This window comes from Pantoea sp. ANP04 (assembly GCF_041982285.1).
Classification (GTDB): domain Bacteria; phylum Pseudomonadota; class Gammaproteobacteria; order Enterobacterales; family Enterobacteriaceae; genus Pantoea; species Pantoea eucalypti.
The window spans coordinates 517,989-544,030 of sequence record NZ_JAUTYS010000001.1 but is presented as its reverse complement, the minus strand read 5'-3'; the positions used below and the strand labels follow the sequence as shown (position 1 = coordinate 544,030).

25 protein-coding genes and 3 tRNA genes are annotated in these 26,042 nt (G+C 54.1%); 14 read left to right on the top strand and 14 right to left on the bottom strand.

All coding sequences use genetic code 11. The annotated features are described in order from the left end of the window. Position 1: 1 nt before the first annotated feature. Positions 2-77: transfer RNA gene (locus tag Q7C21_RS02365), tRNA-Val, on the bottom strand. Between the two features lie 271 nt (positions 78-348). Here Q7C21_RS02365 and gltX point away from each other — a divergent pair. Continuing rightward, the gene (gltX, locus tag Q7C21_RS02360; protein ID WP_039659597.1) at positions 349-1,764 is read left to right on the top strand and encodes a glutamate--tRNA ligase; all 1,416 of its coding nucleotides are present in this window, start codon (positions 349-351) and stop codon (positions 1,762-1,764) included. A 35-nt stretch (positions 1,765-1,799) separates the two neighbouring features. On the opposite strand, the gene Q7C21_RS02355 is transcribed toward gltX, so the two are convergent. Then, positions 1,800-2,153, bottom strand: a complete 354-nt coding sequence (locus Q7C21_RS02355; protein ID WP_003848889.1) for a YfeC-like transcriptional regulator — start codon at positions 2,151-2,153, stop codon at positions 1,800-1,802. A 111-nt stretch (positions 2,154-2,264) separates the two neighbouring features. After that, positions 2,265-3,053 (bottom strand): formate/nitrite transporter family protein, encoded by a 789-nt coding sequence (locus tag Q7C21_RS02350; protein WP_003848892.1) that lies wholly within the window; start codon positions 3,051-3,053, stop codon positions 2,265-2,267. A 359-nt stretch (positions 3,054-3,412) separates the two neighbouring features. On the opposite strand from Q7C21_RS02350, the gene Q7C21_RS02345 reads away from it, so the two are divergent. Next, positions 3,413-3,488, top strand: a tRNA-Ala gene (locus Q7C21_RS02345). A 44-nt stretch (positions 3,489-3,532) separates the two neighbouring features. Beyond that, positions 3,533-3,608, top strand: a tRNA-Ala gene (locus Q7C21_RS02340). Positions 3,609-3,921: 313 nt separating this feature from the next. Here Q7C21_RS02340 and Q7C21_RS02335 read toward each other — a convergent pair. After that, on the bottom strand, positions 3,922-5,112 hold the full coding sequence (locus Q7C21_RS02335; protein WP_003848895.1) for a NupC/NupG family nucleoside CNT transporter: 1,191 nt from the start codon (positions 5,110-5,112) through the stop codon (positions 3,922-3,924). Between the two features lie 369 nt (positions 5,113-5,481). Between Q7C21_RS02335 and Q7C21_RS02330 the strand changes: the two genes are divergently transcribed. After that, positions 5,482-6,723: an Nramp family divalent metal transporter gene (locus Q7C21_RS02330; protein WP_003848897.1), complete on the top strand. Its 1,242-nt coding sequence runs from the start codon at positions 5,482-5,484 to the stop codon at positions 6,721-6,723. A 46-nt stretch (positions 6,724-6,769) separates the two neighbouring features. Here the strand turns inward: Q7C21_RS02330 and Q7C21_RS02325 are convergent, their stop codons facing one another. Then, positions 6,770-7,189, bottom strand: coding sequence for a DUF2502 domain-containing protein (locus tag Q7C21_RS02325; RefSeq protein WP_187512857.1), 420 nt, complete (start codon positions 7,187-7,189; stop codon positions 6,770-6,772). Positions 7,190-7,361: 172 nt separating this feature from the next. Then, entirely contained in the window at positions 7,362-8,351 is a 990-nt protein-coding gene (gene mgrA / locus Q7C21_RS02320) for an L-glyceraldehyde 3-phosphate reductase (RefSeq protein ID WP_078804642.1), read from the bottom strand. A 219-nt stretch (positions 8,352-8,570) separates the two neighbouring features. Here mgrA and ipdC point away from each other — a divergent pair, with 219 nt between their 5' ends. Further along, positions 8,571-10,223, top strand: a complete 1,653-nt coding sequence (ipdC, locus tag Q7C21_RS02315; protein WP_078804641.1) for an indolepyruvate decarboxylase — start codon at positions 8,571-8,573, stop codon at positions 10,221-10,223. A 160-nt stretch (positions 10,224-10,383) separates the two neighbouring features. Continuing rightward, positions 10,384-11,349: a glucokinase gene (gene glk, locus Q7C21_RS02310; protein ID WP_003848907.1), complete on the top strand. Its 966-nt coding sequence runs from the start codon at positions 10,384-10,386 to the stop codon at positions 11,347-11,349. A 166-nt stretch (positions 11,350-11,515) separates the two neighbouring features. Here the strand turns inward: glk and Q7C21_RS02305 are convergent, their stop codons facing one another. Both Q7C21_RS02305 and Q7C21_RS02300 read right to left on the bottom strand, forming a co-directional pair. Further along, on the bottom strand, positions 11,516-12,244 hold the full coding sequence (locus Q7C21_RS02305) for a LytTR family DNA-binding domain-containing protein (protein WP_003848909.1): 729 nt from the start codon (positions 12,242-12,244) through the stop codon (positions 11,516-11,518). Then, a complete protein-coding gene (locus tag Q7C21_RS02300) occupies positions 12,241-13,911 on the bottom strand; it encodes a sensor histidine kinase (protein ID WP_039659607.1) in 1,671 nt (556 codons plus the stop codon). The genes Q7C21_RS02305 and Q7C21_RS02300 overlap by 4 nt, the downstream gene beginning before the upstream one ends. Positions 13,912-14,180: 269 nt before the next feature. On the opposite strand from Q7C21_RS02300, the gene Q7C21_RS02295 reads away from it, so the two are divergent. Together Q7C21_RS02295 and alaC are read left to right on the top strand one after the other, a co-directional pair. After that, positions 14,181-14,705 carry a GNAT family N-acetyltransferase gene (locus Q7C21_RS02295; protein ID WP_003848913.1) on the top strand — a complete coding sequence of 175 codons (525 nt, stop codon included), beginning with the start codon at positions 14,181-14,183 and terminating at the stop codon, positions 14,703-14,705. Between the two features lie 117 nt (positions 14,706-14,822). Further along, positions 14,823-16,055: an alanine transaminase gene (alaC, locus tag Q7C21_RS02290; protein ID WP_003848915.1), complete on the top strand. Its 1,233-nt coding sequence runs from the start codon at positions 14,823-14,825 to the stop codon at positions 16,053-16,055. Positions 16,056-16,106: 51 nt separating this feature from the next. Here the strand turns inward: alaC and ypdK are convergent, their stop codons facing one another. The 3 genes from ypdK to Q7C21_RS02275 all read right to left on the bottom strand — a co-directional run bounded on the left by ypdK (position 16,107) and on the right by Q7C21_RS02275 (position 19,014). Continuing rightward, positions 16,107-16,181 (bottom strand): membrane protein YpdK, encoded by a 75-nt coding sequence (gene ypdK, locus Q7C21_RS02285; RefSeq protein ID WP_099257831.1) that lies wholly within the window; start codon positions 16,179-16,181, stop codon positions 16,107-16,109. A gap of 203 nt (positions 16,182-16,384) precedes the next feature. Further along, entirely contained in the window at positions 16,385-17,413 is a 1,029-nt protein-coding gene (locus tag Q7C21_RS02280) for an HlyD family secretion protein (RefSeq protein WP_375150324.1), read from the bottom strand. A 2-nt stretch (positions 17,414-17,415) separates the two neighbouring features. After that, positions 17,416-19,014, bottom strand: a complete 1,599-nt coding sequence (locus Q7C21_RS02275; RefSeq protein ID WP_375150323.1) for an MFS transporter — start codon at positions 19,012-19,014, stop codon at positions 17,416-17,418. 149 nt (positions 19,015-19,163) lie between these two features. On the opposite strand from Q7C21_RS02275, the gene Q7C21_RS02270 reads away from it, so the two are divergent. The 4 genes from Q7C21_RS02270 to Q7C21_RS02255 all read left to right on the top strand — a co-directional run bounded on the left by Q7C21_RS02270 (position 19,164) and on the right by Q7C21_RS02255 (position 21,781). Further along, positions 19,164-19,943, top strand: coding sequence for an IclR family transcriptional regulator (locus tag Q7C21_RS02270; RefSeq protein ID WP_039659610.1), 780 nt, complete (start codon positions 19,164-19,166; stop codon positions 19,941-19,943). Between the two features lie 13 nt (positions 19,944-19,956). After that, positions 19,957-20,409 (top strand): universal stress protein, encoded by a 453-nt coding sequence (locus Q7C21_RS02265; protein WP_039659611.1) that lies wholly within the window; start codon positions 19,957-19,959, stop codon positions 20,407-20,409. A 9-nt stretch (positions 20,410-20,418) separates the two neighbouring features. Continuing rightward, complete coding sequence (locus Q7C21_RS02260) at positions 20,419-21,225, top strand: hypothetical protein (RefSeq protein ID WP_039659612.1); 807 nt, start codon at positions 20,419-20,421, stop codon at positions 21,223-21,225. 274 nt (positions 21,226-21,499) lie between these two features. Beyond that, positions 21,500-21,781: a lipoprotein gene (locus tag Q7C21_RS02255; RefSeq protein ID WP_003848928.1), complete on the top strand. Its 282-nt coding sequence runs from the start codon at positions 21,500-21,502 to the stop codon at positions 21,779-21,781. A gap of 75 nt (positions 21,782-21,856) precedes the next feature. Here Q7C21_RS02255 and Q7C21_RS02250 read toward each other — a convergent pair whose 3' ends face one another. Beyond that, complete coding sequence (locus Q7C21_RS02250; RefSeq protein WP_008926513.1) at positions 21,857-22,030, bottom strand: hypothetical protein; 174 nt, start codon at positions 22,028-22,030, stop codon at positions 21,857-21,859. A gap of 263 nt (positions 22,031-22,293) precedes the next feature. On the opposite strand from Q7C21_RS02250, the gene Q7C21_RS02245 reads away from it, so the two are divergent. Continuing rightward, positions 22,294-23,169, top strand: a complete 876-nt coding sequence (locus Q7C21_RS02245; RefSeq protein ID WP_110411168.1) for an SMP-30/gluconolactonase/LRE family protein — start codon at positions 22,294-22,296, stop codon at positions 23,167-23,169. 48 nt (positions 23,170-23,217) lie between these two features. On the opposite strand, the gene Q7C21_RS02240 is transcribed toward Q7C21_RS02245, so the two are convergent. After that, a complete protein-coding gene (locus Q7C21_RS02240) occupies positions 23,218-24,444 on the bottom strand; it encodes an MFS transporter (RefSeq protein ID WP_008926511.1) in 1,227 nt (408 codons plus the stop codon). 290 nt (positions 24,445-24,734) lie between these two features. Between Q7C21_RS02240 and Q7C21_RS02235 the strand changes: the two genes are divergently transcribed. Further along, positions 24,735-24,968 (top strand): hypothetical protein, encoded by a 234-nt coding sequence (locus Q7C21_RS02235; protein ID WP_003848934.1) that lies wholly within the window; start codon positions 24,735-24,737, stop codon positions 24,966-24,968. 36 nt (positions 24,969-25,004) lie between these two features. Here Q7C21_RS02235 and Q7C21_RS02230 read toward each other — a convergent pair whose 3' ends face one another. Then, the gene (locus Q7C21_RS02230; protein ID WP_008926510.1) at positions 25,005-25,904 is read right to left on the bottom strand and encodes a DMT family transporter; all 900 of its coding nucleotides are present in this window, start codon (positions 25,902-25,904) and stop codon (positions 25,005-25,007) included. Between the last annotated feature and the right edge of the window lie 138 nt (positions 25,905-26,042).

Sequence of the window (26,042 nt, the reverse complement as noted above, 5' to 3'; positions counted from 1 at the left end):
GTGGTGGGTGATGACGGGTTCGAACCGCCGACCCCCTCCTTGTAAGGGAGATGCTCTACCAACTGAGCTAATCACCCCCGCTGTGTGGAGTCGCATTATAGGGATAGTTGATTTTGAGTCAACGCTTTTTAAAACATAAATGTGCGTTCGGTTTATTTTTAAACATCCTGTTGCGCTTTTAGCCAATGTGCTGGTTTTACTGGCAGAAAAGTCCCTTTTCCCGGGACGCAACCGGCGGGCATGCATTGAGGATTCACCGTCAGATGCTAGAATATGCCCACTGTTTTTCGCGTCTAACCTGTTTTTTGTCATCCAGACAAAGAACCCGCGCATCTAAGGCAATACTCAATGAAAATCAAAACACGCTTCGCGCCAAGCCCAACCGGCTATCTGCATGTCGGTGGCGCACGTACCGCACTTTACTCCTGGCTCTTTGCCCGTCACAACCAGGGCGAGTTCGTGCTGCGCATTGAAGATACCGATCTGGAGCGATCCACGCCGGAAGCTATCGAAGCCATCATGGATGGTATGAACTGGCTGAGCCTCGACTGGAATGAAGGCCCTTACTACCAGACTAAACGTTTTGATCGCTATAACGCGGTCATTGATGACATGCTGGAAGCCGGAACCGCTTATAAATGCTACTGCTCTAAAGAACGCCTGGAAGCGCTGCGCGAAGAACAGATGGCGAACAACGAAAAGCCGCGTTATGACGGCCGCTGCCGTGACAGCCATGAACATCATGCTGATGATGAGCCATGCGTGGTGCGTTTCCGCAATCCACAGGAAGGTTCGGTCATCTTTGACGATCAGATTCGTGGACCGATCGAGTTCAGTAACCAGGAACTGGATGATCTGATCATCCGCCGCACCGATGGTTCGCCAACCTATAACTTCTGCGTTGTTGTTGATGACTGGGATATGGGTATCACCCATGTTATTCGTGGTGAAGACCACATCAACAACACACCACGTCAGATCAACATCCTCAAAGCGATTGGCGCGCAGGTTCCGGTCTACGCTCACGTTTCCATGATTCTGGGCGATGATGGCAAAAAACTCTCCAAGCGTCATGGCGCAGTAGGGGTGATGCAGTATCGTGATGACGGCTACCTGCCGGAAGCGCTGCTCAACTACCTGGTTCGTCTGGGCTGGTCACATGGCGATCAGGAAATTTTCAGCGTGGCTGAAATGGCTGAGCTGTTTACGCTGGATGCCGTCAGTAAGTCTGCCAGTGCGTTCAACACTGAGAAACTGCAGTGGCTGAACCACCACTATATCAATACGCTGCCGCCAGAATATGTGGCGACACATCTGCAGTGGCATATTGAAGAGCAGAAAATTGATACCCGCACCGGACCGGAACTGGCGAAGCTGGTGGGTCTGCTGGGCGAGCGTTGCAAAACGCTGAAGGAAATGGCTGCATCCTGCCGCTACTTCTACGAAGACTTCGCAGAGTTCGATGCCGATGCGGCGAAGAAACATCTTCGTCCGGTCGCGCGTCAGCCGCTGGAAGTGGTGCGTGACAAGCTGGCCGCCATCACTGAATGGACGGCTGAAAACGTGCATCAGGCGATTCAGAGCACCGCAGATGAGCTGGAAGTGGGTATGGGTAAAGTCGGCATGCCGCTGCGTGTGGCCGTGACCGGTGCCGGTCAGTCACCGGGTCTGGATGTCACCGTGGAGGCGATTGGCCGCAGCCGCAGCGTGGCCCGTATTGAGCAGGCCCTGGCCTTTATCAGTGAGCGCGAAGCGCAGGCGTAATGAACACAGCCGGAGGCGCTACGCTTCCGGTTTTCTTACTCTTCACCAATTCCCAGTCGCTCCAGCACGCCTTTAATCCCTTCACGTAAGATTAATGCAGTGAGTTGATCCTGTTCATCCTGGCTCATTTGCTGGATGGAACTTAACAATAACGCAGGTAATGAATTCGTTACTGCGCCATAGGTGGCTGTGGGTTCATTAAGGTTGCGGGTGGATTGAATAAAACTTTTTACGCGTTCATCAATATGAATAAGACGTGCCTTGCCGCCCTGAACTCCGGGCTTTGGCGTGGTTGTCCAGTTCTCCCGCTTGATCCACTTATTCACCGTTTGCCGACTGTAACCCGTTTCTGCAGCCAGCTCTTCGGGGGTAAGCCATTCCTTTTTCACGACACTGTCCCTGTTAAATACATTAGCGGTACATATTACAGCAAAAAGTAACGGTGAAAAGTAACGTAGGCTGAAATTGCCTTTTGTCTGATGACAAAAGGCAAAACAGAATTACTGAGGATTACTGGCAGGTTCGGCAGCAGGACGGAATGCCAGGAAATAGGCCAGACCAACGAAGACGGCTCCTCCTACGGCATTGCCCAGGAAGACGGCGACAAAGTTAGGGAAGTACTCTGCCCAGCTCATCTGACCGGCAAAAATAGCGGCCGGAATAATAAACATGTTAGCGACAACGTGCTGGAAGCCAATGGCAACAAACGCCATCACCGGGAACCACATGCCGAAGATTTTGCCAACCATATCTTTACTCGCAAATGCCAGCCACACAGCCAGACACACCAGCCAGTTACAGCCAATGCCTGAAATAAAGGAATGCAGGAAATCGGCATGAACTTTGGCAGAGGCGATAGCCACGGTCTTTTTCAGGTAGTCACCTTCGGTCATGCCCAGCATATGGCCAAAGAACCATGCAACAGCCACGCTGCCGATAAAGTTCGCCAGGGTCACCCAGAACCAGTTACGCGCTACGCTCATAAAGCTGATGCGGCGGGCGAACCAGGCCACGGGTAACGTCATCATATTGCCGGTCAGCAGCTCGCCACCCGCCAGCACGGTCATAATGATACCTACAGGGAAGACTGCGGCACCTAACAGGCCACCGAAAGAGCCCCATTCAGCGGGCAGGGAGTTAATGACGTGAAGATCTAACAGGAAGCCGGTCGCAATAAATGCACCCGCCATAAAGCCAAGAATCAGAAGGATGCTGACAGGCGCACGACTTTTAGCCACGCCAGACTGGATCGCCAGTTGTGCGATTTCTTTAGGTGTATGCAGCGACATAGTATCTCAATAGTTTTTTTATGATTAATGGGACGATAACGCCTGGTGGACGCGCGGCGCGCGGGAGAGGGTCCCGGTGGCCACTAAATTAGCGGGCTAAGTTTTGCATGCGAAAAAGACGAAGACAAGAAAATTCCTATAACATATTTAACCGTGAATTAACCTGATGGCAGCGGGTATAACAGTTAAAAAACGGTACTGCATGACCAGACATGATTTTTATCTGTAGCATGCTGCTGAAACTTCGCAGGTTGCCGCCTTTTTCAGCGATCAAACAGAGAATGTCATTTTGCCGTTGACACCCTGGAGGCGGTTTCATATTATGCCGTCCGTCGCTTAACGCGACAGTTTTTCGGTTCGGGGCTATAGCTCAGCTGGGAGAGCGCCTGCATGGCATGCAGGAGGTCAGCGGTTCGATCCCGCTTAGCTCCACCAAACTTTTTCCCAAAAGTTTGGCACTGAAAAACGATTCCAGATGTGGGGGTATAGCTCAGCTGGGAGAGCGCTTGCATGGCATGCAAGAGGTCAGCGGTTCGATCCCGCTTATCTCCACCATTTTCTGACAACGTCGATGTCATTGTTGTCAAAATCCTTTCTGATTTATCTTTCATTCGCCTTTCTGCGAATCTAACGCTATTGCTTTGCAAATCAGCTGCTGCGCACGCTTAACGCGTACATACCCGGCAAGCGCCGCCGCGTTCTGCACGGATAACGCTGTGCTGCGCCTCGTGCGCGCTTTACATGCAGAATCTGAGTGTATTGTATAAGGCAGACGTCGCCTGAAGAGGTATTCAGCGGGAAGAAAAGCAGGGATGGCGAAAAACGAAAAGGGCGAGACAGGCTCGCCCTTAAATGTTCAGCACTGCACTCAGAACGCCAGAACCAGACCGGCGATAGCGGCGGAGAGCACGCTGACCAGCGTAGAGCCGTACAGCAGCTTCAGGCCAAAGCGGGAAACCACGTTGCCCTGTTCTTCGTTCAGGCCTTTAATCGCACCGGCCACGATGCCGATGGAAGAGAAGTTGGCGAACGACACCAGGAACACGGAAAGAATACCTTCTGAAGTGGGTGACAACTGGCCTGCAATTTTCTGCAGATCCATCATGGCAACAAATTCATTCGATACCAGCTTGGTCGCCATAATACTGCCGACCTGCAACGCCTCACCCGACGGCACACCCATCACCCAGGCAAACGGATAGAAGACATAGCCAAGCACGCCCTGGAAGCTGATGCCGAAGATCAGATCAAACAGCGCATTCAGACCTGAAATCAGCGCGATAAAACCAATCAGCATCGCGGCAACGATAATCGCGACCTTAAAACCGGCCAGGATATATTCGCCCAGCATCTCGAAGAAGCTCTGACCTTTATGCAGATCCTGCAACTGCAGATCGTCTTCGTTCTCAACGCGGTAAGGGTTGATCAATGACAGCACGATAAAGGTGCTGAACATGTTGAGCACGAGTGCGGCGACCACATACTTTGGCTGCAGCATGGTCATGTAGGCACCGACAATAGACATCGAAACGGTCGACATCGCCGTCGCGGCCATGGTGTACATGCGGCGCTGTGACATCTTGCCCAGGATATCTTTATAGGCAATGAAGTTTTCTGACTGTCCCAGTATCAGAGAACTCACGGCGTTGAAAGATTCCAGTTTTCCCATGCCATTGACTTTCGACAGCACAGTACCGATACCGCGAATAACCCACGGCAGGATACGGAAATGCTGCAGAATACCGATCAGCGCAGAGATAAAGACGATTGGACACAATACGTTGAGGAAGAAGAACGCCAGGCCTTTGTCATTCATGTTACCGAAGACAAAGTTTGTGCCCTGGGCCGCATACTTCAGCAGATGATCAAAGAAGCCGGCGAAGCCTTTGACGAAACCCAGTCCCGCTTCTGAGTTCAGGAAGAACCAGGCGAGCACAATTTCAATCACCAGTAGCTGTATAATGTAGCGAATGCGAATGCTTTTACGATCGTGACTCACCAGCAAGGAGAGTATCCCGACCACCACCAGTGCTAAAAGAAATTGCAAAATATGGGACATAGTTGCTCCAAATTTGAGGAGGGTTGTATTTTGTTGCGTATTCTATGTAACGCGTTACTTAAAAACGAGATCTGAACCACATTATAAGTATTCGCTATCGCTATATTTTCCAGAAAAGTTCCAGAGATCACGCCCTGTTTAAAAATCGTTCAACCCAGATAACCACATAATTATTGTCTGAATTTTACACAGAGCGTAAAGTGACACCGTTGCTCACATTTTTAGCACTCTCTTCCTTTACTGTAATGTATAGCAATGGCTATACTTTATAGCAGCATCTATTACACCGATAACAATAAACGAATTTCACTTGCACATGCTAACCCCTAAGCTGCCGGGGCAGGCAAATGTTCAGACAGGGTACCGGATATGCTTGAGAGTCGTACCGCCGAGCGCGCTGCTCGCGGAGTCAGAAAAGTCAAACTCGCACTGCTGGGGCCCGCCTTTATTGCCGCTATTGGCTATATCGATCCGGGCAACTTTGCGACCAACATTCAGGCAGGCGCTGCTTACGGCTACAAATTGCTGTGGGTGGTGGTGTGGGCCAATATCATGGCCATGCTGATTCAGCTCATGTCTGCCAAGCTGGGTATCGCCACCGGCAAAAATCTTGCCGAACACATCCGCGATCGCTTTCCCCGGCCTGCCGTCTGGTTTTACTGGGTGCAGGCGGAAATTATCGCGATGGCCACCGATCTGGCGGAGTTTATCGGTGCTGCACTGGGGTTCAAACTGCTGCTCGGCATTTCATTGATGCAGGGCGCGGTGCTGACGGGCATCGCCACCTTCCTGATACTGATGTTACAGAGTCGCGGACAGAAGCCGCTGGAGCTGGTGATTGGTGGACTGCTGTTGTTTGTGGCGGCCGCCTATATTGTCGAACTTTTCTTCTCCCAGCCCAATATTAAAGAGCTGGTGGTCGGCATGGCGCTGCCCGCGTTACCGACGTCGGATGCCGTATTCCTGGCAGCAGGTGTGCTTGGGGCGACCATCATGCCGCATGTGATTTATCTGCACTCTGCGCTGACGCAGGGCAAAAGTGAGGACAGCAAAGGTCAGCGTTACTCCTCAACTAAACTGGATGTGGCGATTGCCATGACCATTGCCGGATTTGTAAACCTGGCGATGATGGCAACTGCGGCAGCGGCGTTTCATTTTAGTGGTCACAGTAAAATCGCAGAGCTTGACCAAGCCTATCTGACGCTGCAACCGCTGTTAGGTCAGGCTGCCGCAACCGTATTTGGTCTGAGCCTGGTGGCTGCGGGACTCTCCTCAACAGTGGTCGGTACGCTGGCGGGGCAGGTGGTAATGCAGGGCTTCATCCGTTTCCACATTCCACTTTGGGTGCGTCGAACTGTCACCATGCTGCCCTCGTTTATTGTCATCTGGGCAGGCTGGGATCCGACACGGGTTCTGGTGATGAGTCAGGTGCTGTTGAGCTTTGGTATCGCGCTGGCGCTGATTCCGCTGCTCTCCTTTACCGGCAACCGCGAGCTGATGGGCGATGATATGGTGAACTCGCGTCTGATGCAGAACACCGGGCGACTGATCGTGCTGCTGGTGATTGCGCTCAATCTTTACCTGCTGGTAGGTGAAGCGCTGGGACTGTAGGGATTTCTGGAAACAAAAAACGCCCGGCATAGCCGGGCGTTTTTTGTTAGTGACGATCGTGGCCATGCGGACCGGGTCCACCGGGTCCGTGGGGCCCAAAACCACGCGGGCCAGGACCTGGACCACGACGGTCATGATGATCCCAGTCGCGATCGCGGCGATACTGATGATCCCAGCGGCGCTCGCGGGCGCGTTCCTGCCAGCGGCGTTCACGCTCCCACTGCTGCTGACGACGCCACTCTTCGTGTCGCCACCAGCGGCGTTCGTTGTAGGTATAGCGGTCATTCCACCAGCGGGGTTCACGCCAGCGACCGCCATCCCAGTAATTACCACGATTATCGCGATCGCCCAGATTCAGGGTGACGCCAGGGGCCAGAGAAATAGAGGCACTGGAGGCCTCGGCTGTGTGATAGGCCAGCGGCGAAAACAGCGCCAGCAGGGCAGCAAAAATTAGAGCTCTTTTCATTATATTCTCCTCATCAACAGGCTGATGCTGTTGCGGCGCAGTGATTATGCCTGCGTATTACTGTTGTTACCGCATCATTGTGTCGGAAAATTGTGAGGAAATTGGGGAGAGAAGGGGGATTGAGATTATTCTGGTGAAAAAAAACGCCCGACCTGCGCCGGGCGGTGAATGCTTACATCAGAGCCGCGTCAATGGCCGCTAATTCGGTGTCGCTGAACTGACGAAGGGCGAGCATGGCCACCGCGTCATCAATCTGCGCCGTTTTACTGGCCCCAATCAGCACTGACGTGACGCGATCATCGCGCAATACCCACGCCAGCGCCATCTGCGCCAGTTTCTGCTCACGTTGCTGTGCGATGACATTCAGCCTGCGGACTTTTTCCATCTTCTCTTCGGTCAGCTGGCTTTCGCTCAGGAATTTGCTGCCGCTGGCCGCACGCGAATCTTCCGGAATGCCCTGCAGATAGCGATCGGTGAGCACACCGCCTGCCAGGGGAGAGAAAGCGATACAGCCAACGCCCGCATCGCCCAGCGTCTGAATCAATCCCTGCTCAGGGGTACGTTCAAACATCGAATAACGCGGCTGGTGAATCAGGCAGGGGGTGCCGAGATCGCGCAGGATAGCAATCGCCTGGGCAGCCCGTTCAGCCGGATAGTTAGAAAGAGCTACGTAAAGCGCTTTGCCCTGGCGTACCACATGATCGAGCGCGCGCATCGTCTCTTCCAGCGGGGTTTCCGGATCGGGACGGTGGTGATAGAAAATATCGACATATTCCAGCCCCATGCGTTTAAGGCTTTGATCCAGACTGGCAATCAGATATTTACGCGACCCCCAGTCTCCATAAGGCCCCTGCCACATGGTATAGCCCGCTTTGGTGGAGATTATCAGCTCATCACGATGGGCACGAAAATCTTCCCGCAGAATACGACCAAAATTCTCTTCCGCCGAGCCCGGAGGCGGGCCGTAGTTATTCGCTAAGTCGAAGTGGGTGATGCCGAGGTCAAATGCATGACGTAGCAACTCACGGCTGTTATCGACCCGCGTGCTGTCACCAAAGTTGTGCCAAAGTCCCAGCGAAACTGCAGGCAGTCTGATGCCGCTGCGGCCGCTGCGGCGATATTCCATCTGTTGATAGCGATCGGGATGGGGGAAAGAGGACATTTAGCGCTCCTGAGCAAAAACGGGAATATGTGCCAAAAGTCTATCAGTGTATACGGTTACACTTAGTGACAGCGCGCAGCAGTTCGCGATTTTACAGAATATTCCGCCAGCGTAACGTCGTCTTGCCAGGCATTGCGGCTGGTTAAAATAGCTACTCTCCTCGCTAATTTTATCCTCTGTCAGATACTTAACCCGACTCTTCCCTGAAAGGAACGCGCAATGTCCACATTCACTGTCGGAGATTACCTGCTGACCCGTCTGCAGGAGATTGGTATCAAGCATCTGTTTGGTGTGCCGGGCGACTACAACCTGCAATTCCTGGACCGCGTTATCGCCCATCCTGAAATCAGCTGGGTGGGCTGCGCTAATGAACTCAACGCAGCCTATGCGGCGGACGGTTATGCGCGCTGCAACGGCGCGGGGGCACTGTTAACGACGTTTGGTGTTGGCGAGCTCAGCGCGATTAATGGCACTGCGGGCAGTTATGCTGAGTATCTGCCGGTGATTCATATTGTGGGTGCGCCAGCCACGCAGGCGCAGTTGCAGGGTGACTGCGTGCATCACTCGCTGGGCGATGGTGATTTCCAGCATTTTATTCGCATGGCTGCCGAGGTCAGTGTGGCAACCGCACTGCTGACTGCCGACAATGCCACGGCTGAGATTGATCGGGTGATTATCAGTGCGCTGCAGGCCCGTCGTCCCGGCTATCTGTCGCTGGCAGTGGACGTGGCAGCCATGGCTGTACAGCCACCTGCACAGCCGCTGAACACCCATCAGCCCGCATCGGCTGACGCGCGTCGCGCTTTCAGGGCCGCGGCAGAACGTTTACTGGCACCGGCACAGCGTGTTTCACTGCTGGCAGATTTTCTGGCGCTGCGCTGGCAGCAGCAATCTGCGCTGGCCGCGCTGCGCGAACAGAGCGCGATTCCCTGCGCCAGTCTGCTGATGGGCAAAGGCGTACTGGATGAGCAGCAGCCAGGTTACGTCGGTACCTATGCCGGCGCGGCCAGTGCAGGGCAGGTGTGTGAACAGATTGAACAGGTGGATGCAGCAATTTGCGTCGGTGTCCGTTTTACCGACACCATTACGGCAGGTTTTACACAGCAGTTTGCCACCGAGCGACTGATCGATCTGCAGCCCTTCAGTGCCAGCGTGGGTAATGAACGTTTTGCGCCGTTGTCGATGGCGGATGCACTCAGTGAACTGCAACCGCTGTTTGAACGTTATGGTCAGCAGTGGCAGCCTGCCGCTGCAATCCCCGCCGCGCAGCCAGCAGAACCCACGGCGGTGATCAGTCAGCACGCCTTCTGGCAGGCCATGCAGGGATTTCTGCAACCCGGCGACCTGATTCTGGCCGAGCAGGGGACGGCGGCCTTTGGTACCGCCGCATTGCGACTGCCCTCGCGGGCACAGCTGGTGGTTCAGCCATTATGGGGATCAATCGGCTATACTCTTCCGGCAGCGTTTGGCGCGCAGACCGCTAACCCTGATCGACGGGTTATCCTGATCATCGGAGACGGTTCGGCGCAACTGACCATTCAGGAACTGAGTTCAATGTTGCGCGATGGGCAGCGACTGATAATCTTTTTGCTGAATAATGACGGCTATACCGTCGAACGGGCGATTCATGGCGCAACACAACGTTACAATGATATCGCCCCGTGGAACTGGACGGCTCTGCCACACGCCCTTAGCCTTCAGGGCCAGGCGCAGAGCTGGCGCATCAGTGAAACCGTGCAGTTAGACGAGGTGATGACGCGACTGGCCGCGCCTCAATGGCTGTCGCTGGTTGAGGTGGTGATGCAGAAAGAAGATTTGCCGCCACTGCTAAGAAAAGTCACTGCCTGCCTGAATCAACGCAACGGCGGCTAAGATTCAGATAGTTGCCGCTGTGCAGGCTGGACTAACGCGGTTAGGCTGTAGCACAACTGAGTAAGACGCTCACCAATCGCACCGGTGAGCGTTGTTGTTTTATGGGCAGAATTTTATAGTGTCCTCCAACTCTTAAGACCCCAAGCGGAGCAACAGAAGAATGACAACCTATGCCTTGGTCGGCGATGTCGGCGGTACTAACGCGCGCCTCGCCCTGTGTGAGGTGGAAAGCGGCAGCATCACCCAGGCCAAAACATTCTCAACATCAGAATACGACAGCCTCGAAGCCGTCATCCGCCACTATCTTGATGAACAACAGCAGGACGTTAAAGATGGCTGTATTGCTATCGCCTGCCCGATTACCGATGACTGGGTTGAAATGACCAACCATGACTGGGCGTTTTCTACGCGCAAGCTCAAAGAGAACATCGGTTTTGAACACCTGGAAATCATTAACGATTTTACTGCGGTATCCATGGCTATTCCGATGCTGACCGCCGAAAACGTGATTCAGTTTGGCGGCTCAGAGCCGGTCAAAGATAAACCTATCGCCATTTATGGTGCCGGTACCGGCTTAGGCGTCAGCCATCTGGTGCATGTGGACAAGCGCTGGGTGAGCCTGCCAGGTGAGGGTGGTCATGTCGATTTTGCGGCCAACAGCGAAGAAGAAGATCAGATCCTGGAAGTGCTGCGTGAAGAACTGGGCCATGTCTCAGCTGAACGTGTGCTGTCGGGTGCCGGTCTGGTTAATCTCTACCGTGCCATTGTGAAAGTTGACAACCGCGTGCCGGAAAATCTGAAGCCGAAAGATGTCAGTGAACGTGCGCTGGATGACAGCTGTACCGACTGCCGTCGCGCGCTCTCCATGTTCTGCGTCATTATGGGCCGTTTTGGCGGCAATCTGGCGCTGAACCTGGGCACTTTTGGCGGCGTTTATATTGCGGGAGGCATTGTGCCTCGCTTCCTGGAATTCTTTAAGGCGTCGGGTTTCCGTGCGGCTTTTGAAGATAAAGGACGCTTCCGCGACTATGTTGCCAGCATTCCGGTTTACATGATTACGCACGATCAGCCTGGCCTGCTGGGGGCGGGCGCGCATCTGCGTCAGACGCTGGGCCGCGAAATCTGATTCTGCTTTACTCCGCGCGCACAGCCTTTGTGCGCGCGATCGCTTTCCCGACCTGGAGGCTTCAGCCGTTCAGGCCCGGGAAATCACCGCCTGACTTCTCCTGCCTTTTCCTGCTGTTGTCCTGAAAGCCACTTCTCTACCTGAATCGTTCCCTCACTCTCCTGCATTACAGACGCATCAGCTGTCTGAACTGCTTAACCTTACTGCGGCTGACCGGCACCTGAAATTCCAGATCGCGCAGCTTAAGCAGATAGGTGTTGTTAAACCACGGCTCGATTTCGCGGATCTTGCTCAGGCTGACGCAGTAAGAGCGGTGACAGCGGAAGAACTGCTGCTCTGGCAGGCGTGAACAGAACTCGGTGATATTCATCGACATGACGTAGGACTCGCGCCGGGTATAGACAAACGTCAGCTTTTCATGCGCCTCAACGTAGTAAATATCATTCACGTCAGTGACGATAATGCGTTCATCTTTAATCAGGTTGACGGTCTGCGGCGCAGGTGTGGCACTAAGATGACTCACAGCCTGCTGCGCCTGTGCGGTGGCTTCCAGCTTGTTCAGCATGGTGACAATCCGCGACTCCTGATAGGGCTTGAGAATGTAGTCAAATGCCTCAAGCTCGAATGCTTCTACCGCATGCTCTTTCCACGCGGTAATAAAGACGATCAGCGGCTTGTGGGCAAACTGATGGATATTCTGTGCCAGCAACATGCCATCCAGCGAGGGGATATTAATGTCGAGGAAAATCACATCGACCCGATGCTGTTGCAGATACTTCAGTACATCAAGACCATCATCAAAACAGGCTTCAATTTCGATTTTGCTGTGATGCTGAATCATCCAGCTCAGCTCCTGCTGGGCCAGAAATTCATCTTCCACAATAATGGCTTTCATAACAGATTCTCCGCCAGGCGCTGGCCATTTTTACTCAGCGTAAAAGCGATCTCGGTCCCCGGTTGATGCCGCACGATGTTCAGTCCCTGACCTGACAGGAGTTTGACGCGATGGTGCACATTGAGCAGACCGATTTTATTGCCGGGCATCTCGTTGCGCGCCACCCGTTCCACGACTTCGTCACTGATGCCCTGACCGGTATCCCGCACGGAGATCCGCACCCGATCGCCCAGATCCCGGACGCTCAGCGTGACCACGCCTTTGCCTTTACAGGGCTGAATCCCATGCACAATGGCGTTTTCTACCAGTGGCTGAATCAGCAGACTTGGCAGCAGAAAATGCAGATCTTCATCGACGTCATAAATCATCGTCAGTTTATCGCCGAATCGCGCCTGCTCAATGGCGATATAATCTTTCACCTGCCACAGCTCTTTACGGATGTCGATCAGCTCATCGTCGTTCAGTTCCAGGTTGTAGCGCAGATAGCGTGAAAGGTTAATGACCAGCTGGCGGGCAGTATCGGGATTGAGCCGGATAGAAGAGGAGATAGCATTCAGCGCATTGAACAGGAAATGGGGATTTATTTTACTTTGCAGCGCGCGCAGTTCCGCTTTATTGGCCATCTCACGCAGCTGCTCGGCGCGCGACACTTCAAGCTGGGTTGAGATAATTTGTGACAGGCCAATCGCCATCTCCTTCAGCGAGCCGGTAATACGGTGTGCGCGGCGATAATAGATTTTCAGCGTGCCGGTGACTTTGCCTTTTTCCCACAGCGGGATGACGATCATCGAATGTATATCTTTAGTGCGGTGCGCTTCATCATTGTTCTTAATAATAATTTTACCGCTGTTGATAGACTGCGCCGTCGTCGGGCTGATGCCATCATCGCCATGCTTATAATTATGTTCGCCATAGCCGACGTAGGCCAGAATCTGCTTTTTATCCGTCATCGCCACCGCATCGGCTTTGATCTCTCTTCGGATAATGTCACAGATATTGCGCAGCGAGTCGCTGTTCACCTGACGAAACAGCGGCAACGTTTTGTTGGCGATCTCCAGTGCCAGCTTGGCCTGGCGGGCAGCAATAGCCTCTTTCTCTCCCTCAACACTTTGCACCAGCAACACAATGATGCCGATGCTGGACGCGCCGAGGATCATCGGCAGGGCAATCTCCGACACAATCGCCAGCCCGAGTGAGGCAGGGCGCGCCCACAGGACGATCAGCAACATCGTCAGGGCTTCACACAGCATGCCGCCGACGATACCGGCGCGCCAGCGATGCTCTTTCAGCACCCGGCGATTAATCCCGCCTGCGACGACACCGGCAATGATGCTGGTAATCAGGCAGGGGACGGAAGTGACGCCATGAATATCGATCAGAAAACGGTGAAGACCCGCAATCACACCGGTGGCGATGCCAACCCAGGGACCAAACAGAATCCCACCCGCCATCACGGCAATGACCCGCACATTCAGCAGCGAACCGTCGACATTGACGCCCGACCAGGTACTGAACAGCGCAAACAGGGAAAAGATGGCAGTGACCGCCACTTTTTCCGCGCGGGTGTGCTCATCTTTTTGCAGCAGCTGACGAAAAGGCCGGGTGCGCGTCAGGAAGAACAGGCAGATCAACATCAGGGCGGCGCGGTCAAAGACTGCCAGTAACATCGTGAAGTGGGAGGACACAGGCGACTCGTGAGCGATGGAAAGTGCCTCTATGATAAAAAATGTGATCGCGAACCGCTAGCACCCCGATCAATCCCGCCACAAGTTAATGTTTCAGATCAATTTTTACGGCAATCCAGTAAAAAGAGGAAAAGTTGAGTGGAATAAAGGGGAATAGTTTTTCACGCTGGTCGCTGTGAAGCCGTTTTGCTATGTTGCGCGATGACGCGCGCCAGTAACCGCTGGAAAACCGCGCCCATCGGGAGCCACAGATGCAACTTGTCACCGACAGACTAACCCTGAGTAAATTACAACCCGAAGACTGGCAACTGTTTCGTGCCGTCCATGAAGATCCCGACACCATGAAATGGGTAAGCGAAATCCCGGATGAAGCGGATATTCGACAGCGTTTCACACAGCGTCTGGCACCCTGGCAGCCGGGCAGTTTTCATATGCTCTGCCTGGTGGCAAGACGCCAGGACAGCGGTGAGCCCATTGGCCTGTTTGGCTGCAGCCCGGAATGGGAGCCGTATCGTCAGGCGGAGGTGGGCTATATGCTGCTGCATCGCCACTGTGGTCAGGGCTATGGCAGCGAAGCGCTGGCGGCGCTGTGTCAGTTTCTGCTTGAAGCCGATTTTCACAAACTCAAGGCGATGGTGATTGAAGGGAACTGGGCGTCACGCCGTATTCTGGAGAAAAACGGTTTTCAGCTGGAGGGCACGCTGCGGGATAATTATCTGCTGGATGGCCACTGGGTGAACGATTGGCTGCTGGGACGGCTGAATCCGCAAAAATAAAAAAATTTTCCGCCACCCTCGACAAAATGATCCTCGCCACGTTATGTTCGTAACGGGTCACCGCAGTGACCCACGTCGCTCGGACGGTCCGGGCGCTTACGTAATCCAGAGGACATCATGGCTGATAACAGCACACCCCGTCGTTTCTCGCGTATTGAACGTTTACCCCCTTACGTTTTCAACATCACTGCTGAACTGAAGATGGCTGCGCGTCGGCGCGGCGAAGATATCATCGACTTTTCAATGGGCAACCCGGATGGTCCGACTCCGCCTCACATTGTCGAAAAGTTATGCCAGGTGGCGCAGCGTGACGATACCCACGGTTATTCCACCTCGCGCGGCATACCGCGTCTGCGCAGAGCGATTTCGCGCTGGTACGCTGAGCGCTATCAGGTGGAGATCGATCCCGAATCTGAGGCAATTGTCACCATTGGCTCCAAAGAGGGGCTGGCGCATCTGATGCTGGCGACGCTGGATCATGGTGATACCGTACTGGTGCCCAATCCCAGCTATCCGATTCATATCTACGGTGCAGTGATTGCCGGAGCGCAGGTGCGTTCGGTGCCGCTGGTGGCGGGTGTCGACTTCTTCACTGAGCTGGAACGTGCTATTCGGGAAAGCTACCCCAAGCCAAAAATGATGATCCTTGGATTCCCATCCAACCCGACCGCACAGTGTGTGGAACTCGACTTTTTCGAGCGGGTGATTGCGCTGGCGAAGCAGTACAACGTGCTGGTCATCCACGATCTGGCTTATGCTGACATCGTCTACGATGGCTGGAAAGCGCCGTCGATTATGGAGGTGCCGGGCGCGCGTGATGTCGCCGTTGAATTCTTTACCCTGTCAAAAAGCTACAACATGGCAGGCTGGCGTATCGGTTTCATGGTGGGTAATAAAGAGCTGGTCGCCGCGCTGGCGCGTATCAAGAGTTACCATGACTACGGCACCTTTACGCCGCTACAGGTGGCAGCCATTGCCGCGCTGGAAGGGGATCAGCAGTGCGTGCGTGACATTGCTGAGCAGTATAAACGCCGCCGTGATGTGCTGGTCAAAGGCTTGCATGAAGCGGGCTGGATGGTGGATAACCCCAAAGCCTCGATGTACGTCTGGGCAAAAATTCCCGACCACTATGCACATCTGGGTTCGCTGGAATTTGCTAAACATATGCTGCAGGAGGCGAAAGTCTGTGTTTCCCCTGGTATCGGTTTTGGTGACTATGGCGACACGCACGTGCGATTTGCGCTGATTGAAAACAGCGATCGTATTCGTCAGGCAGTGCGGGGAATTAAGGCGATGTTTCGTGCCGATGGCGTATTGCCGGGCAGCATGAAAACAGAAGAAGAGAGCTGACAGCCAGCAGGGGCGACACGATGGTCGCCCCTTGGCGGCACTGTCACGCCATTACTTCAGCAGCAGAACAAAGGTTCCGAACCAAAGTAACGCGAAAAAAGATATTCCCATCAAGGCATATTTCACAAAGCAACTCCTCTGAGCGGTTACGATGATGGCGATCCCAAACCAGTGCAACGCGAACAGATGTGGAAAAGAGATCGCCATTTCAGTAATGGTCTGCTCTCTTCCGGGTCGATCTGAATAACTCTCAGAACAGGATCAGGCGCTAATTTACGCGTAATCCCACCCAAATGAAATAGGCCCGTTCTGAGATATTGCTCACAATATTAGGGCGCCTCGATTTCAGGGATCGCCGACATGCCGACACGTAACTGAGCCAGATGCGGTTGGTCGCCATCCAGCACAATTTTCACCGGCAGACGTTGAACGACTTTAGTGTAGTTGCCTGTGGCGTTATCGGGAGCGATCGCTGAAAAAGTTGCACCAGTGGCCGGTGCGATGCTGTCCACATGACCGGTAAAGGTCTCGCCTGGCAGGGCATCAACCCGGATTCGGACCCGCTGTCCTGGGCGCACATCGCTTAACTGCGTCTCAAGGTAGTTAGCCGTAATGTAGGTTTGCTGCAGGGGGACCACGGCCAGCAGACGGGTTCCGGCTGAAACGTATGCGCCTGTCCGCACCGCACGCTGACCCACCATGCCGTCAACAGGAGCCGTAATGCGCGTGTAGGAGAGATTCAGCCTGGCCTGATCGACGCTGGCTTTGGCTGCGGCAACATCCGCTTCTGCTGAACGCACCGCCGCCTGTAATACGCCCACCTGTTTTATTGCCGATGCCAGTGCAGCCTGACTCTGATGGACAGCTGCCAGCGCCGAGCGCTGATTTGAGCTGGCCTTTTGCTGATCGTCAGCGGCGACGGTGCCGCTTTTATAGAGGCGGTTATAGCGATCGGCGCTTTGACCCGCATACTGCGCAGAAGCCTGACTTGCCGCGACGCTGGCTTTCTGCTGATCAATCATCGACTGCTGCTGTTCCAGTTGAGCCTGGCTGCTCAGCAGTTTCGCCTGACTCACCTGCAGGTCAGCTTCAGCACTCTCCAGCGCCACCCGATAGTCACGGTCATCCAGCGTTGCCAGCAACTGGCCCGCTTTGACCTGCTGATTATCCTGCACCTCAACATGGCTTATGTAGCCCGAGACTTTCGGTGCTACCAGGGTGTAATCCGCATTAACGTAAGCGTCGTTGGTGCGGTGATCGTTGCTGGTCATCATTGACCAGACGACAAAGGCAATGGCCAGTAACACCAGCAGCAGCAGACTCAGCAGCAGGGTTCTTCTCATTTCAAAAGTACGCATATTCAGTTATTCCGGGAGGGGTTTTGAATCAAAGTTTGAGGCGGCCAGACCCGTTTTGGCAGGATGGCGGTAAGCAATAACAGGCAGGCGGCAAAGCCGGTCAGCATCAGCCAGCTATCGCTCAGACTCAGCACCGTGGCCTGATGCCGGACCAGCGTGGCGAATCCGCTGAGATTATCGCTGGCGCTGATGCTGCCATCCGGCAATAGCGGCAAACTGCGGCTGGCCTGGTCGGCTGTTGGCGCGGTCATCAGCCAGCTGCGGCTGGCGGCCTGATTAATCAGGACACTGGAATGAAATTGTTCACGATGGGAGAGGAATACCTCAACCAGCGTGGAGGCAGCGATGCTGGAGAAGCCGCGCACTGTGTTAAACATCGCCGAGGCAAACGGGCCTTCAGGTGGGGCCACAACGCTGGTGGCACTCATCAAAATCGGCAAAATGATCATCGGTTGTCCGAACGCCTGCAGGATTTGCAGCAGCCAGAAATTCTGTCGCGCCCAGTCACTGGTGATCTGCGAGCCCAGCAGACAGGCAGTCACCAGCAGGCCGACGCCCGCTGTCAGCATCCAGCGGCAATCAATCCAGCGGATATTGAGCAGTGCCGCAATCAGTGGCGCGATGAGCAATTGTGGCAGGCCTACGGTCAGTGCCAGCGGGGCAAACTCAAGGGGGCGAAAGCCGCTCACCTGAGCAAAGTAGGCCGAAGGCAGCGCGGAACCTGAAAGCCCCAGGATGAGCACGCAGGCCAGCCCCAGCAGGCCGTGCGCCAGATTAGGTCGCCGGAGCATCTGCAATTTAAACAGCGGCAGCGGGTGAAACCACTCATTGATCAGGAAAACCAGCAGCAGCGGCAAGGCGGCTAGCAGCATACCGGCGATCAGTGGCGAGTTCAGCCAGTCAAGGCGCTCCCCCTGGGTCAGCACCAGCACCAGCAGCGCGACAGCACTGCAACCGGTCACCATGCCGAACAGATCGATCTGCTGAAAACGTTCCGGACGCAGCGGGTCCTGCGGTATCCCCCAGCTAATCAGCACCATCGCAATCAGCATGCCAGGCACCACCTGCCAGAACACCATCATCCAGCCGACATGGTCGGTCCATATTGAGGCCAGCGACGCTGCCATATTGGGGCCAAACGTCGCGGTCAGCGCATAGCCTGCCAGGCCGAACAGCTTAAAAGGCGGCGGCAGAAAGCGCAGAGCCACAGTCATCAGCATCGGCGGCAGTGCGCCGCCAAACAGCCCCTGCAGCACGCGCAGGCTGATAAACAGCGTGGGATCCGGCACCAGCGGCAGCAGAATGCCGGTCAGCATAAATCCCGCCGACACGCCGAGCGTAAAACGCCGCAGCGACAGGGTGACGGCAAACCAGGGGGCAATCATCATCGCCGCAACTTCTGCCGCCTGATAGCCGGAGATGATCCAGCTACCCTGATCGAAACCGATGCCGGTTGCGGCACGGATATCAGCCAGCGCGATATCACTGACGCGGTCGTTCAGCCCGGAGGTCAGCGCAGCAATAAGCACGCCGATCAGGCCCAGGGCTAGTCGCAGTGTAAAAGGATGAGGAGCCGGCGGCGTGGCGGGCTTAGTGTTCATTACTGGCAATCTCGTTATTATGATGCAGTGTACTGCAATGTGGTACAGGGCGTAATATTACATCCCGGTATGCTGTATTGCAATGTGGTACAGGCTGTAAAAAGTGCGGCATTCGCGCTACAGTAAGGCAGCTCAAACAGGACGACGCTATGGCACATCAACCCTCCAGCCGCGAGGATGAAAAAACGGGCGGTATCCAGGTCATCGCCCGTGCGGCAAAAATTCTTAATGCGCTGGGCGAACAGCCGGGCGGCATGAGCCTTGGCGAGATCGCTCAGGCGGTGAAACTGCCCCGTTCAACGGTGCAGCGCATTGTCGCTGCGCTCGACAGCGCAGAGCTTGTGCGCAGCAGTGGGGCGGGCGGATTGCGTCTGGGACCTGCCCTGTTAAAACTGATCTCCAGTGTGCATACCGACGTGGTTGATCTGGTCAGTCCGCTACTGGAAAAACTCTCTTCGGATACTAATGAAACGGTCTCGCTGGCGCGCGCCAGCGGCAGCCAGCTGGCGATTATTCACCATGTCGTGGCGTCACGTGAACTTCGGGTTGTCCCGCATATGGGACTGAATCTGCCGCTCTACAGTACCTCCGGCGGACGGGCGTTGCTGGCACTGGAGTGTGAAAAAGATGTCCGGACGATTGTTGGCGATGCCTGGCAGGAGCTGACCGATCAGACGGTGAAAACATTGCCACAATTGCTACAACTTATCAGGGAAGTCCGCGAAACCGGTATCGCCGTGGATCGCGGTGAAACCCTGGAAGGGATCTCTACCATGGCGTTTGCGCTGGATACGCTGTTTGGTCGCTTTTCTGTCTCTTTACTGGTGCCCTCTGCTCGTTTTCTGCGACATGAAGCGCGTTTTCGTGACGAGATGCTGAAGTGTAAAGAGGCGCTGGTGCGTGAAATCGGCAAAGTTGCCGCGATTTAAGGATAAGCATCTGATGAAAACCCTGCTGATGGCCATAGACCACTCTCCGGTTGCCGGGAAAGTGGTTGCCTTGACGATTGAAGAAGCGCTGGCACATCGCGCCGAAGTGGTGGTGCTGTGCTGCGTCGATCCTGCCTACTCCTCCTGTAATCAGCCGATGGAAATCGATGCGGGTGAAGACCCGGCCGATTTTGTGGCAGCACAGGATGAGCAAAATACGGCGGAAATGGTGGTGCGTCATGCACTGGCACCGTTACTGCGCGCTGGCATTAATGCGCGTGGCGTGATCCTGGCGGGTGAGGCGGCAGATACCATTGTTGCCCAGTCACAACAGCTTAAGGCAAGCATGATTATCATGGGACGTCGCCACCTCTCTTCGTTTAACAGGTTATTAAAAGGCTCGGTCAGCGCAGCGGTGATTGAGCGTGCTCACTGCCCTGTGCTAATCGATGTGCGTAAGGATTAACCCCGCAGCATGAATTCTCTGCTTTTTATTACGCTGGCTGCGTTTGCATTGCTGGCGTTGATCGTTATTGTGCTGATCAAAACGACCCGACTGCGTTTGTGGCAGGGGCTGCTCATTTTTCTGCTGCCCCTGATCATGGCTAATCTGCTCTGGTTCAGCTGGGTCGCGCCGCATCAGTTGCAGGCAAGCCAGCATGAGCAGGCAGTAAATCAACTGGCAAAGATGCCAGGCTATCGCGTGCTGCAAACGCAGGAACCCGCGCTCTGGTTATTGCTGACCCAGGAGCTGACCCGTCGAATCCGTGCAGGCGAGCCCGCTCTGCAGGCAACAGGTGAACTGCGTGGCTGGCTGATTGAGGTGGTCAACCAACGGCTGATGCGCGCAACGGATGCAGCGGTGGTTAACTATATCGGCGTCTCAGTAGAAGAGATGCGGGCGCTGAATCAAATCGATCCGGGCCTCTGCTTCCGTTTTCTCTATCCGCAGGTGAGTGGAGGAATTAATTTACAGACTACGCTACCGTCTTCGCTGAATCGCAAAGAAGCGGATGCCATGGAGCAGTTGCTGCTTAACAGCCCTCCGCCCGAAAAGCCCCTCGATAAGACGCAGGCGCAGGATGATCTGCAAAAGATCGTCGGACGCCTCTTTCTGAAATGGGGCGACAAACTGCAGCAGCTGAATATGCCAGCTGACACGGCAGTGGATCGCTCATCGCTGTGTGGCATGTCCATTGATCTCTACAGTGCCATTCTGGCATTACCTGACAAACGCGCCGCTAACCTGTTACGTAGAATGGTGGCAATGACGGGTCAGTAAGCGACCGCGGAATAGCGGGCAAAAAAAAGCCCGCTAAGCGCGGGCAGGGAAGAGAGAGGAACAGCTTTTTTATTTTTGGCATTTCCTGGTGTGGTGCAGTCTTCGTTTCGTCTTGTCTGAGTACATCCTGTCATTTCTGACACGATAGCGATAGCCGTTTAATCGTATTACATTAATCGGCAAAAGCTTCTCAATTTTTAATTTTCGCGCATAAATCCTATGGATGATCGACATGCTGCGTCATACACTGCGCGGCAACGTGAGGACAACAACTATGAAAAAACTAATTACCGGCGCAGTAGCGCTGATTTTGCTGAGTGGATGTACTGCCAGCAAACCCGGGGCATTCGAACGTGTTGATGAAGATCCGGATTCAAATACCGTTCAGTACCGTTTTGACCCGGCAAAGGTCAATCGTGACGCAATGGATATTGATCTGGCGAATTACTGCAGCAGTAAAGGATTTGATAAGGTCGAAGCGCTGCCTGCCGAGGAGAGTCATATTCCGGGACTGAAGAAAGCGTGGTTCCAGTGTAATTACGCATTGAAAAGTTAAATAAAACGGGCGGGATAAATATCCCGCCCTTAAAATGTAATGCTTTTATTTTATGCTGTGTGACATCTTTGCCCGTCAGTGGCGATAGTAACCGCCATGATACCCTTCGTGATAACCTCCATAGTAGCCTCCATGATATCCGCCGCCACCACCGCGATGCCAGCCATTGTCGTGTCGTGGGCTGATAATACAACCACTTAATAACGTCATCAGTGCAACGACAGAAGCGACTTTAATTAATCTCTTCATCGGAAGCTTCTCCTCTTTTCCAATGACTACGACACTACGCCGGAAAAGTGGAGTGAAGATGCAGGCTTTGTAGAGTTATTTAAGAAGATATGACGGAATATTTCAAAATGCTGAATTATGCAGCAAGGGGAATTAAAAACATCGGAATGAACTGAATAATTAATACTATCAAAGAGAATAGTCTCAAAATCAAGCGAAAATAATTCTCATTTGAAAGTTTTTACCACTACATTATTAGCATGTCAGTTCAATGGGAGAGAAACATGCCGCATGACGTTAAAAATATTCTGGCTTTACAGGCAGAGCTGGGCGAATGCCCGCTCTGGTCAGTGGAGGAGCAGATGCTCTACTGTGTCGATATCCTGGCACCGGCCATTCACCGTTTTAATCCAGTCAGCGGCGAGCTGCAAACCTTCCCGCAGGCGGAAGAGGTGGGATGTATTGGGCTGCGTGAGCAGGGCGGGATAATAGCGGCACTGCGCGGCGGTGTCTGGCTGCTGGATGCGCAGGGTAAGCCGGAGAAAAAGGTCGCAGAGAATCCCGGTATCGCTGCGCAAAGTCGCTTTAATGATGGCCGCGTTGATCCCTGGGGTAACTTCTGGTGCGGCAGCCTGTGGGAACCGCAGGACAAAAACGGCGGCCTGCTGTGCCGTGTGACGCCTGACCTGAAGCTGGAGGTGAAGGCGCGCGACATTAAAATTTCCAACGGGCTGGCATTTTCTCCTGACCGACGCTGGATGTATCACAGCGACACGCCGAATGAGGCACTCTATCGCTATCCGCTGAATGAGCAGGGCGAACCGGGTGAGCGCACGCTGTTCCGCCGTTTCGACGCGAAGGGCGGGCTACCGGATGGCGCTGCTGTGGACAGTGAAGGATTTTACTGGTCTGCACAGTTTGATGGCGGACGCGTGGTACGTATCGATCCGCAGAGTAGCGAAATCGTCGATGAGATCCTGCTGCCGGTGAAGTGGCCAACCATGGTGGCCTTTGGCGGTGCCGATCTTAAAACGCTGTTCATTACCAGTTCACGTGAAGATCGCACGGAAGAGGAGCTGGCACGCTATCCGCAGTCCGGCGATATCTTTGCAGTAGACCTGGCGGTGGCGGGAATGGCAGAGCCGCGATTCCGCGGTTAAACGACTACGGGCCGCTTAATTGCGGCCCGTAATCATTGTCAGTAAGCGTTAATGGCGTTGCAACACCGGTTCTGCTGTGATGGAACTCTGAGGTAAGCGGATAGTGAGTGACAGGAACAGCGAGATGACCAGCAGCGTCATAATCAGGCTGAAGGTGACGGTGAAACCACCAAACAGTGAGGCGACCAGTGAACCCAGCACGCTACCGATACCAAAGCCGAGATAGAGCAGACCGTAATTTTTAGTCAGGTTGTTGAGCCCGAAGAAGTCACTCACCAGCGATGGGAACACTGTGATAGTGCCGCCAAAGCTGAAGGCGACACAGGCGAGTGACAGGAAGAAGGTCATCTCATTCATCCGGGTAAACAGCAGCACGCTCATTCCGATCAGAGACACAATTTGCGCCAGTGAAATGACTCTGATGCGCATCATTTTGTCAGAGAGCACACCCAGTACCAGACGACCGCTCAGGTTGGCAATCGCGATCACTGTTACTGCGCTGGCAGCTGTCTGCGTGGAAAGATGCACCATGCCTTCGCCGATATCCTTGGCAACGCCTATCACATAGAGGCCGCTCATACAGGCGGTCAGGAACATCAGCGCCAGCATCCAGTACTGCGGCAGACGTACCGACTGTGCCAGCGTGTAATCCCGCGTATGTTGCTGACCTTTAGTTGAGGTTCCGATCTGCTGCAGTGGTGCTTCACGCATCAGCAGCGCACCGAGAATAATCATCGACATCGCCAGCACGCCCCAGATCATGAAGGTCTGTTCCAGACCCACCGTCGCCAGCAGCGCCCCGCAAATAAATTTAAATCCCAGGCTGCCCAGACCGTATGCCCCAATCGCACAGGCAGAGATCATTCCTTTGCGCTCAGGGAACCACTTCACGCAGTTAGACAACGTCATCAGGTAACCTGCGCCATCGGCCAGACCGACCAGCAAGCCGGCACTGAAATAGAGCATCATCAGGTTATTTGCGTGAGCGGTGAGCCAGAAACCCAGTGCCATCAGTACACCTGCACCGATAGTGACGCGGCGTACACCAAAACGTTCCTGTAATTTACCGGCCAGCGAAGAGGCGATAGCCAGACCTAAACTCAGCAGGCCGAAAGAAAAAGCGACCTGACTGACGGGGGCATCCAGCTTCTGTGACAGCTGGCCATTAAACAAACTCCATGTGTAGACTGACCCCAGCGCGAACTGAGTGATTACCGTGCCGAACAATGTAAGCCAGCGGGAACGCTGGTAAGAAGCCTGTTGAGTCTGGTTCATGATTTTTCTCTCCCGTCCGGGAATCTGGAAACTGCGGTCAGAATAAAGCCGTGCTTCGCGTGCGTGTGTAATAAAGGCATGAATAGAACGGATCAGGGAATGAAATGCTCTTCAGAGGGTATGAACGACATCGTCACAGTGCAGCGACGGGGCGTAACGGGAAAAGTAACCAATACAGCATCATGATGTGTAAGCGTAATTAGCCGTAAGATAATGTTTCATTTCGCTGTTTCTGTGAGCGGGTTTCCAGATTATTTGCCAGACTTACAACTCACTTAACAGGAGGAAATATGAAAGACCGGACATATGAATCCAATAGCAGTGAGGATGACGTTTGCTGCATCATCGGTCAGGCGGTGATTGAACTCAGTACAGAACAGCAGCCTGTGACTAAATCGACCCTGGCATTGAAACTGCTCTCCATGGCCGATCGTGATAGTGACGATGAGCGTGTTCTGCTTTACTGGATTGCGCGTAAAGCGATCAATCAACCACAGAAACTTCTTCAGCAGCAGTCGGCGTAACGCCCATCCGGACGCGGGCCTTAGCCCGCATTCATGTCAGATAATGACCCGGCGACGGCTTGCCGGCCAGCGGGCAAACATCACAACATTGCCCAGCAAAATCATGACAAGGCCAGGGATGGCGCTGGCATGCCATTCGTACCCTTCGTATCGGGTGGAAAGTGCCAGTGCAACCAGCGGAAACAGGACAGTTGTATATGCAGCACGACTGGCTCCGATGCGACCGACCAGCGTAAAGTAGGCGCCAAACCCTATCACCGACCCTACCAGAGCCAGATAAGTTAAGGCTCCCACCCACTGGGTATTCCATGCTGGCTGCAGCGAAATCCCCTGTGCCAGCGAGACAAGGGCCATCGCAACCGCACCGTATAACATGCCGTAACTGTTAGTTGTCAGTACGTCGCGTTTCAGACGCTGATGTCGCTGACTGATCATATTGCCGAATGAAAATCCCAGGGTGCCCAGTGCACTCAATCCAATGCCCCATATCAATTCTGCCGAGGCCTGCGTGCTGCGCAGATCGTGCCAGAACAGGGCAACAATGCCTGCCATCCCCAGCACTACCGCCGGAATCAGACGTGCAGAGGGGCGCTGACGGAAGAATACCCAGCTATTAATGGCGTTATACATGACAGCCATTGAGAAAATCACTGACTCCAGTCCGCTGCTGATATAGCCGGACGCGTAATAGAAACAGACAAAGTTGAAGCCAAAGACACAACAGCCCTGCAGCATACAAAAGAGATGATCCTGCAGTGTCAGTCTGTGCAGCCGTTTTATCAGCGTAAGCAGCAATAGCATGACCAGTGAAGCCAGCAAAAACCGCCAGAACACCGCGACGACCACGGCGTTATCGCCCGCAGACTGTTGCGCGTAAATCGCGATCCAGGTCGTGCCCCAGATAAGTACAACAGAAAGATACAAAAACAGGTTCATGCCAGATTCTCCGATCTAAACCGTTGATTCTGCATCTGCACTGCGTTCTGGTCTTGCAGGGCATTGCGCCGGATTTGCAAAATCTTGCGCATTTTTATCCTCCGTCCCAATGTGACCTGTTCTCTGTCCCTTACAATC

Coding starts and splice junctions, on each gene's coding strand:
- gltX (WP_039659597.1), top strand. CDS start 349: ATGAAAATCAAAACACGCTTCGCGCCAAGCCCAACCGGCTATCTGCAT.
- Q7C21_RS02350 (WP_003848892.1), bottom strand. CDS start 3,053: ATGTCGCTGCATACACCTAAAGAAATCGCACAACTGGCGATCCAGTCT.
- Q7C21_RS02335 (WP_003848895.1), bottom strand. CDS start 5,112: ATGTCCCATATTTTGCAATTTCTTTTAGCACTGGTGGTGGTCGGGATA.
- Q7C21_RS02330 (WP_003848897.1), top strand. CDS start 5,482: ATGCTTGAGAGTCGTACCGCCGAGCGCGCTGCTCGCGGAGTCAGAAAA.
- Q7C21_RS02325 (WP_187512857.1), bottom strand. CDS start 7,189: ATGAAAAGAGCTCTAATTTTTGCTGCCCTGCTGGCGCTGTTTTCGCCG.
- mgrA (WP_078804642.1), bottom strand. CDS start 8,351: ATGTCCTCTTTCCCCCATCCCGATCGCTATCAACAGATGGAATATCGC.
- ipdC (WP_078804641.1), top strand. CDS start 8,571: ATGTCCACATTCACTGTCGGAGATTACCTGCTGACCCGTCTGCAGGAG.
- glk (WP_003848907.1), top strand. CDS start 10,384: ATGACAACCTATGCCTTGGTCGGCGATGTCGGCGGTACTAACGCGCGC.
- Q7C21_RS02305 (WP_003848909.1), bottom strand. CDS start 12,244: ATGAAAGCCATTATTGTGGAAGATGAATTTCTGGCCCAGCAGGAGCTG.
- Q7C21_RS02300 (WP_039659607.1), bottom strand. CDS start 13,911: ATGTTACTGGCAGTCTTTGACCGCGCCGCCCTGATGTTGATCTGCCTG.
- Q7C21_RS02295 (WP_003848913.1), top strand. CDS start 14,181: ATGCAACTTGTCACCGACAGACTAACCCTGAGTAAATTACAACCCGAA.
- alaC (WP_003848915.1), top strand. CDS start 14,823: ATGGCTGATAACAGCACACCCCGTCGTTTCTCGCGTATTGAACGTTTA.
- Q7C21_RS02280 (WP_375150324.1), bottom strand. CDS start 17,413: ATGCGTACTTTTGAAATGAGAAGAACCCTGCTGCTGAGTCTGCTGCTG.
- Q7C21_RS02275 (WP_375150323.1), bottom strand. CDS start 19,014: ATGAACACTAAGCCCGCCACGCCGCCGGCTCCTCATCCTTTTACACTG.
- Q7C21_RS02270 (WP_039659610.1), top strand. CDS start 19,164: ATGGCACATCAACCCTCCAGCCGCGAGGATGAAAAAACGGGCGGTATC.
- Q7C21_RS02265 (WP_039659611.1), top strand. CDS start 19,957: ATGAAAACCCTGCTGATGGCCATAGACCACTCTCCGGTTGCCGGGAAA.
- Q7C21_RS02260 (WP_039659612.1), top strand. CDS start 20,419: ATGAATTCTCTGCTTTTTATTACGCTGGCTGCGTTTGCATTGCTGGCG.
- Q7C21_RS02255 (WP_003848928.1), top strand. CDS start 21,500: ATGAAAAAACTAATTACCGGCGCAGTAGCGCTGATTTTGCTGAGTGGA.
- Q7C21_RS02250 (WP_008926513.1), bottom strand. CDS start 22,030: ATGAAGAGATTAATTAAAGTCGCTTCTGTCGTTGCACTGATGACGTTA.
- Q7C21_RS02245 (WP_110411168.1), top strand. CDS start 22,294: ATGCCGCATGACGTTAAAAATATTCTGGCTTTACAGGCAGAGCTGGGC.
- Q7C21_RS02240 (WP_008926511.1), bottom strand. CDS start 24,444: ATGAACCAGACTCAACAGGCTTCTTACCAGCGTTCCCGCTGGCTTACA.
- Q7C21_RS02235 (WP_003848934.1), top strand. CDS start 24,735: ATGAAAGACCGGACATATGAATCCAATAGCAGTGAGGATGACGTTTGC.
- Q7C21_RS02230 (WP_008926510.1), bottom strand. CDS start 25,904: ATGAACCTGTTTTTGTATCTTTCTGTTGTACTTATCTGGGGCACGACC.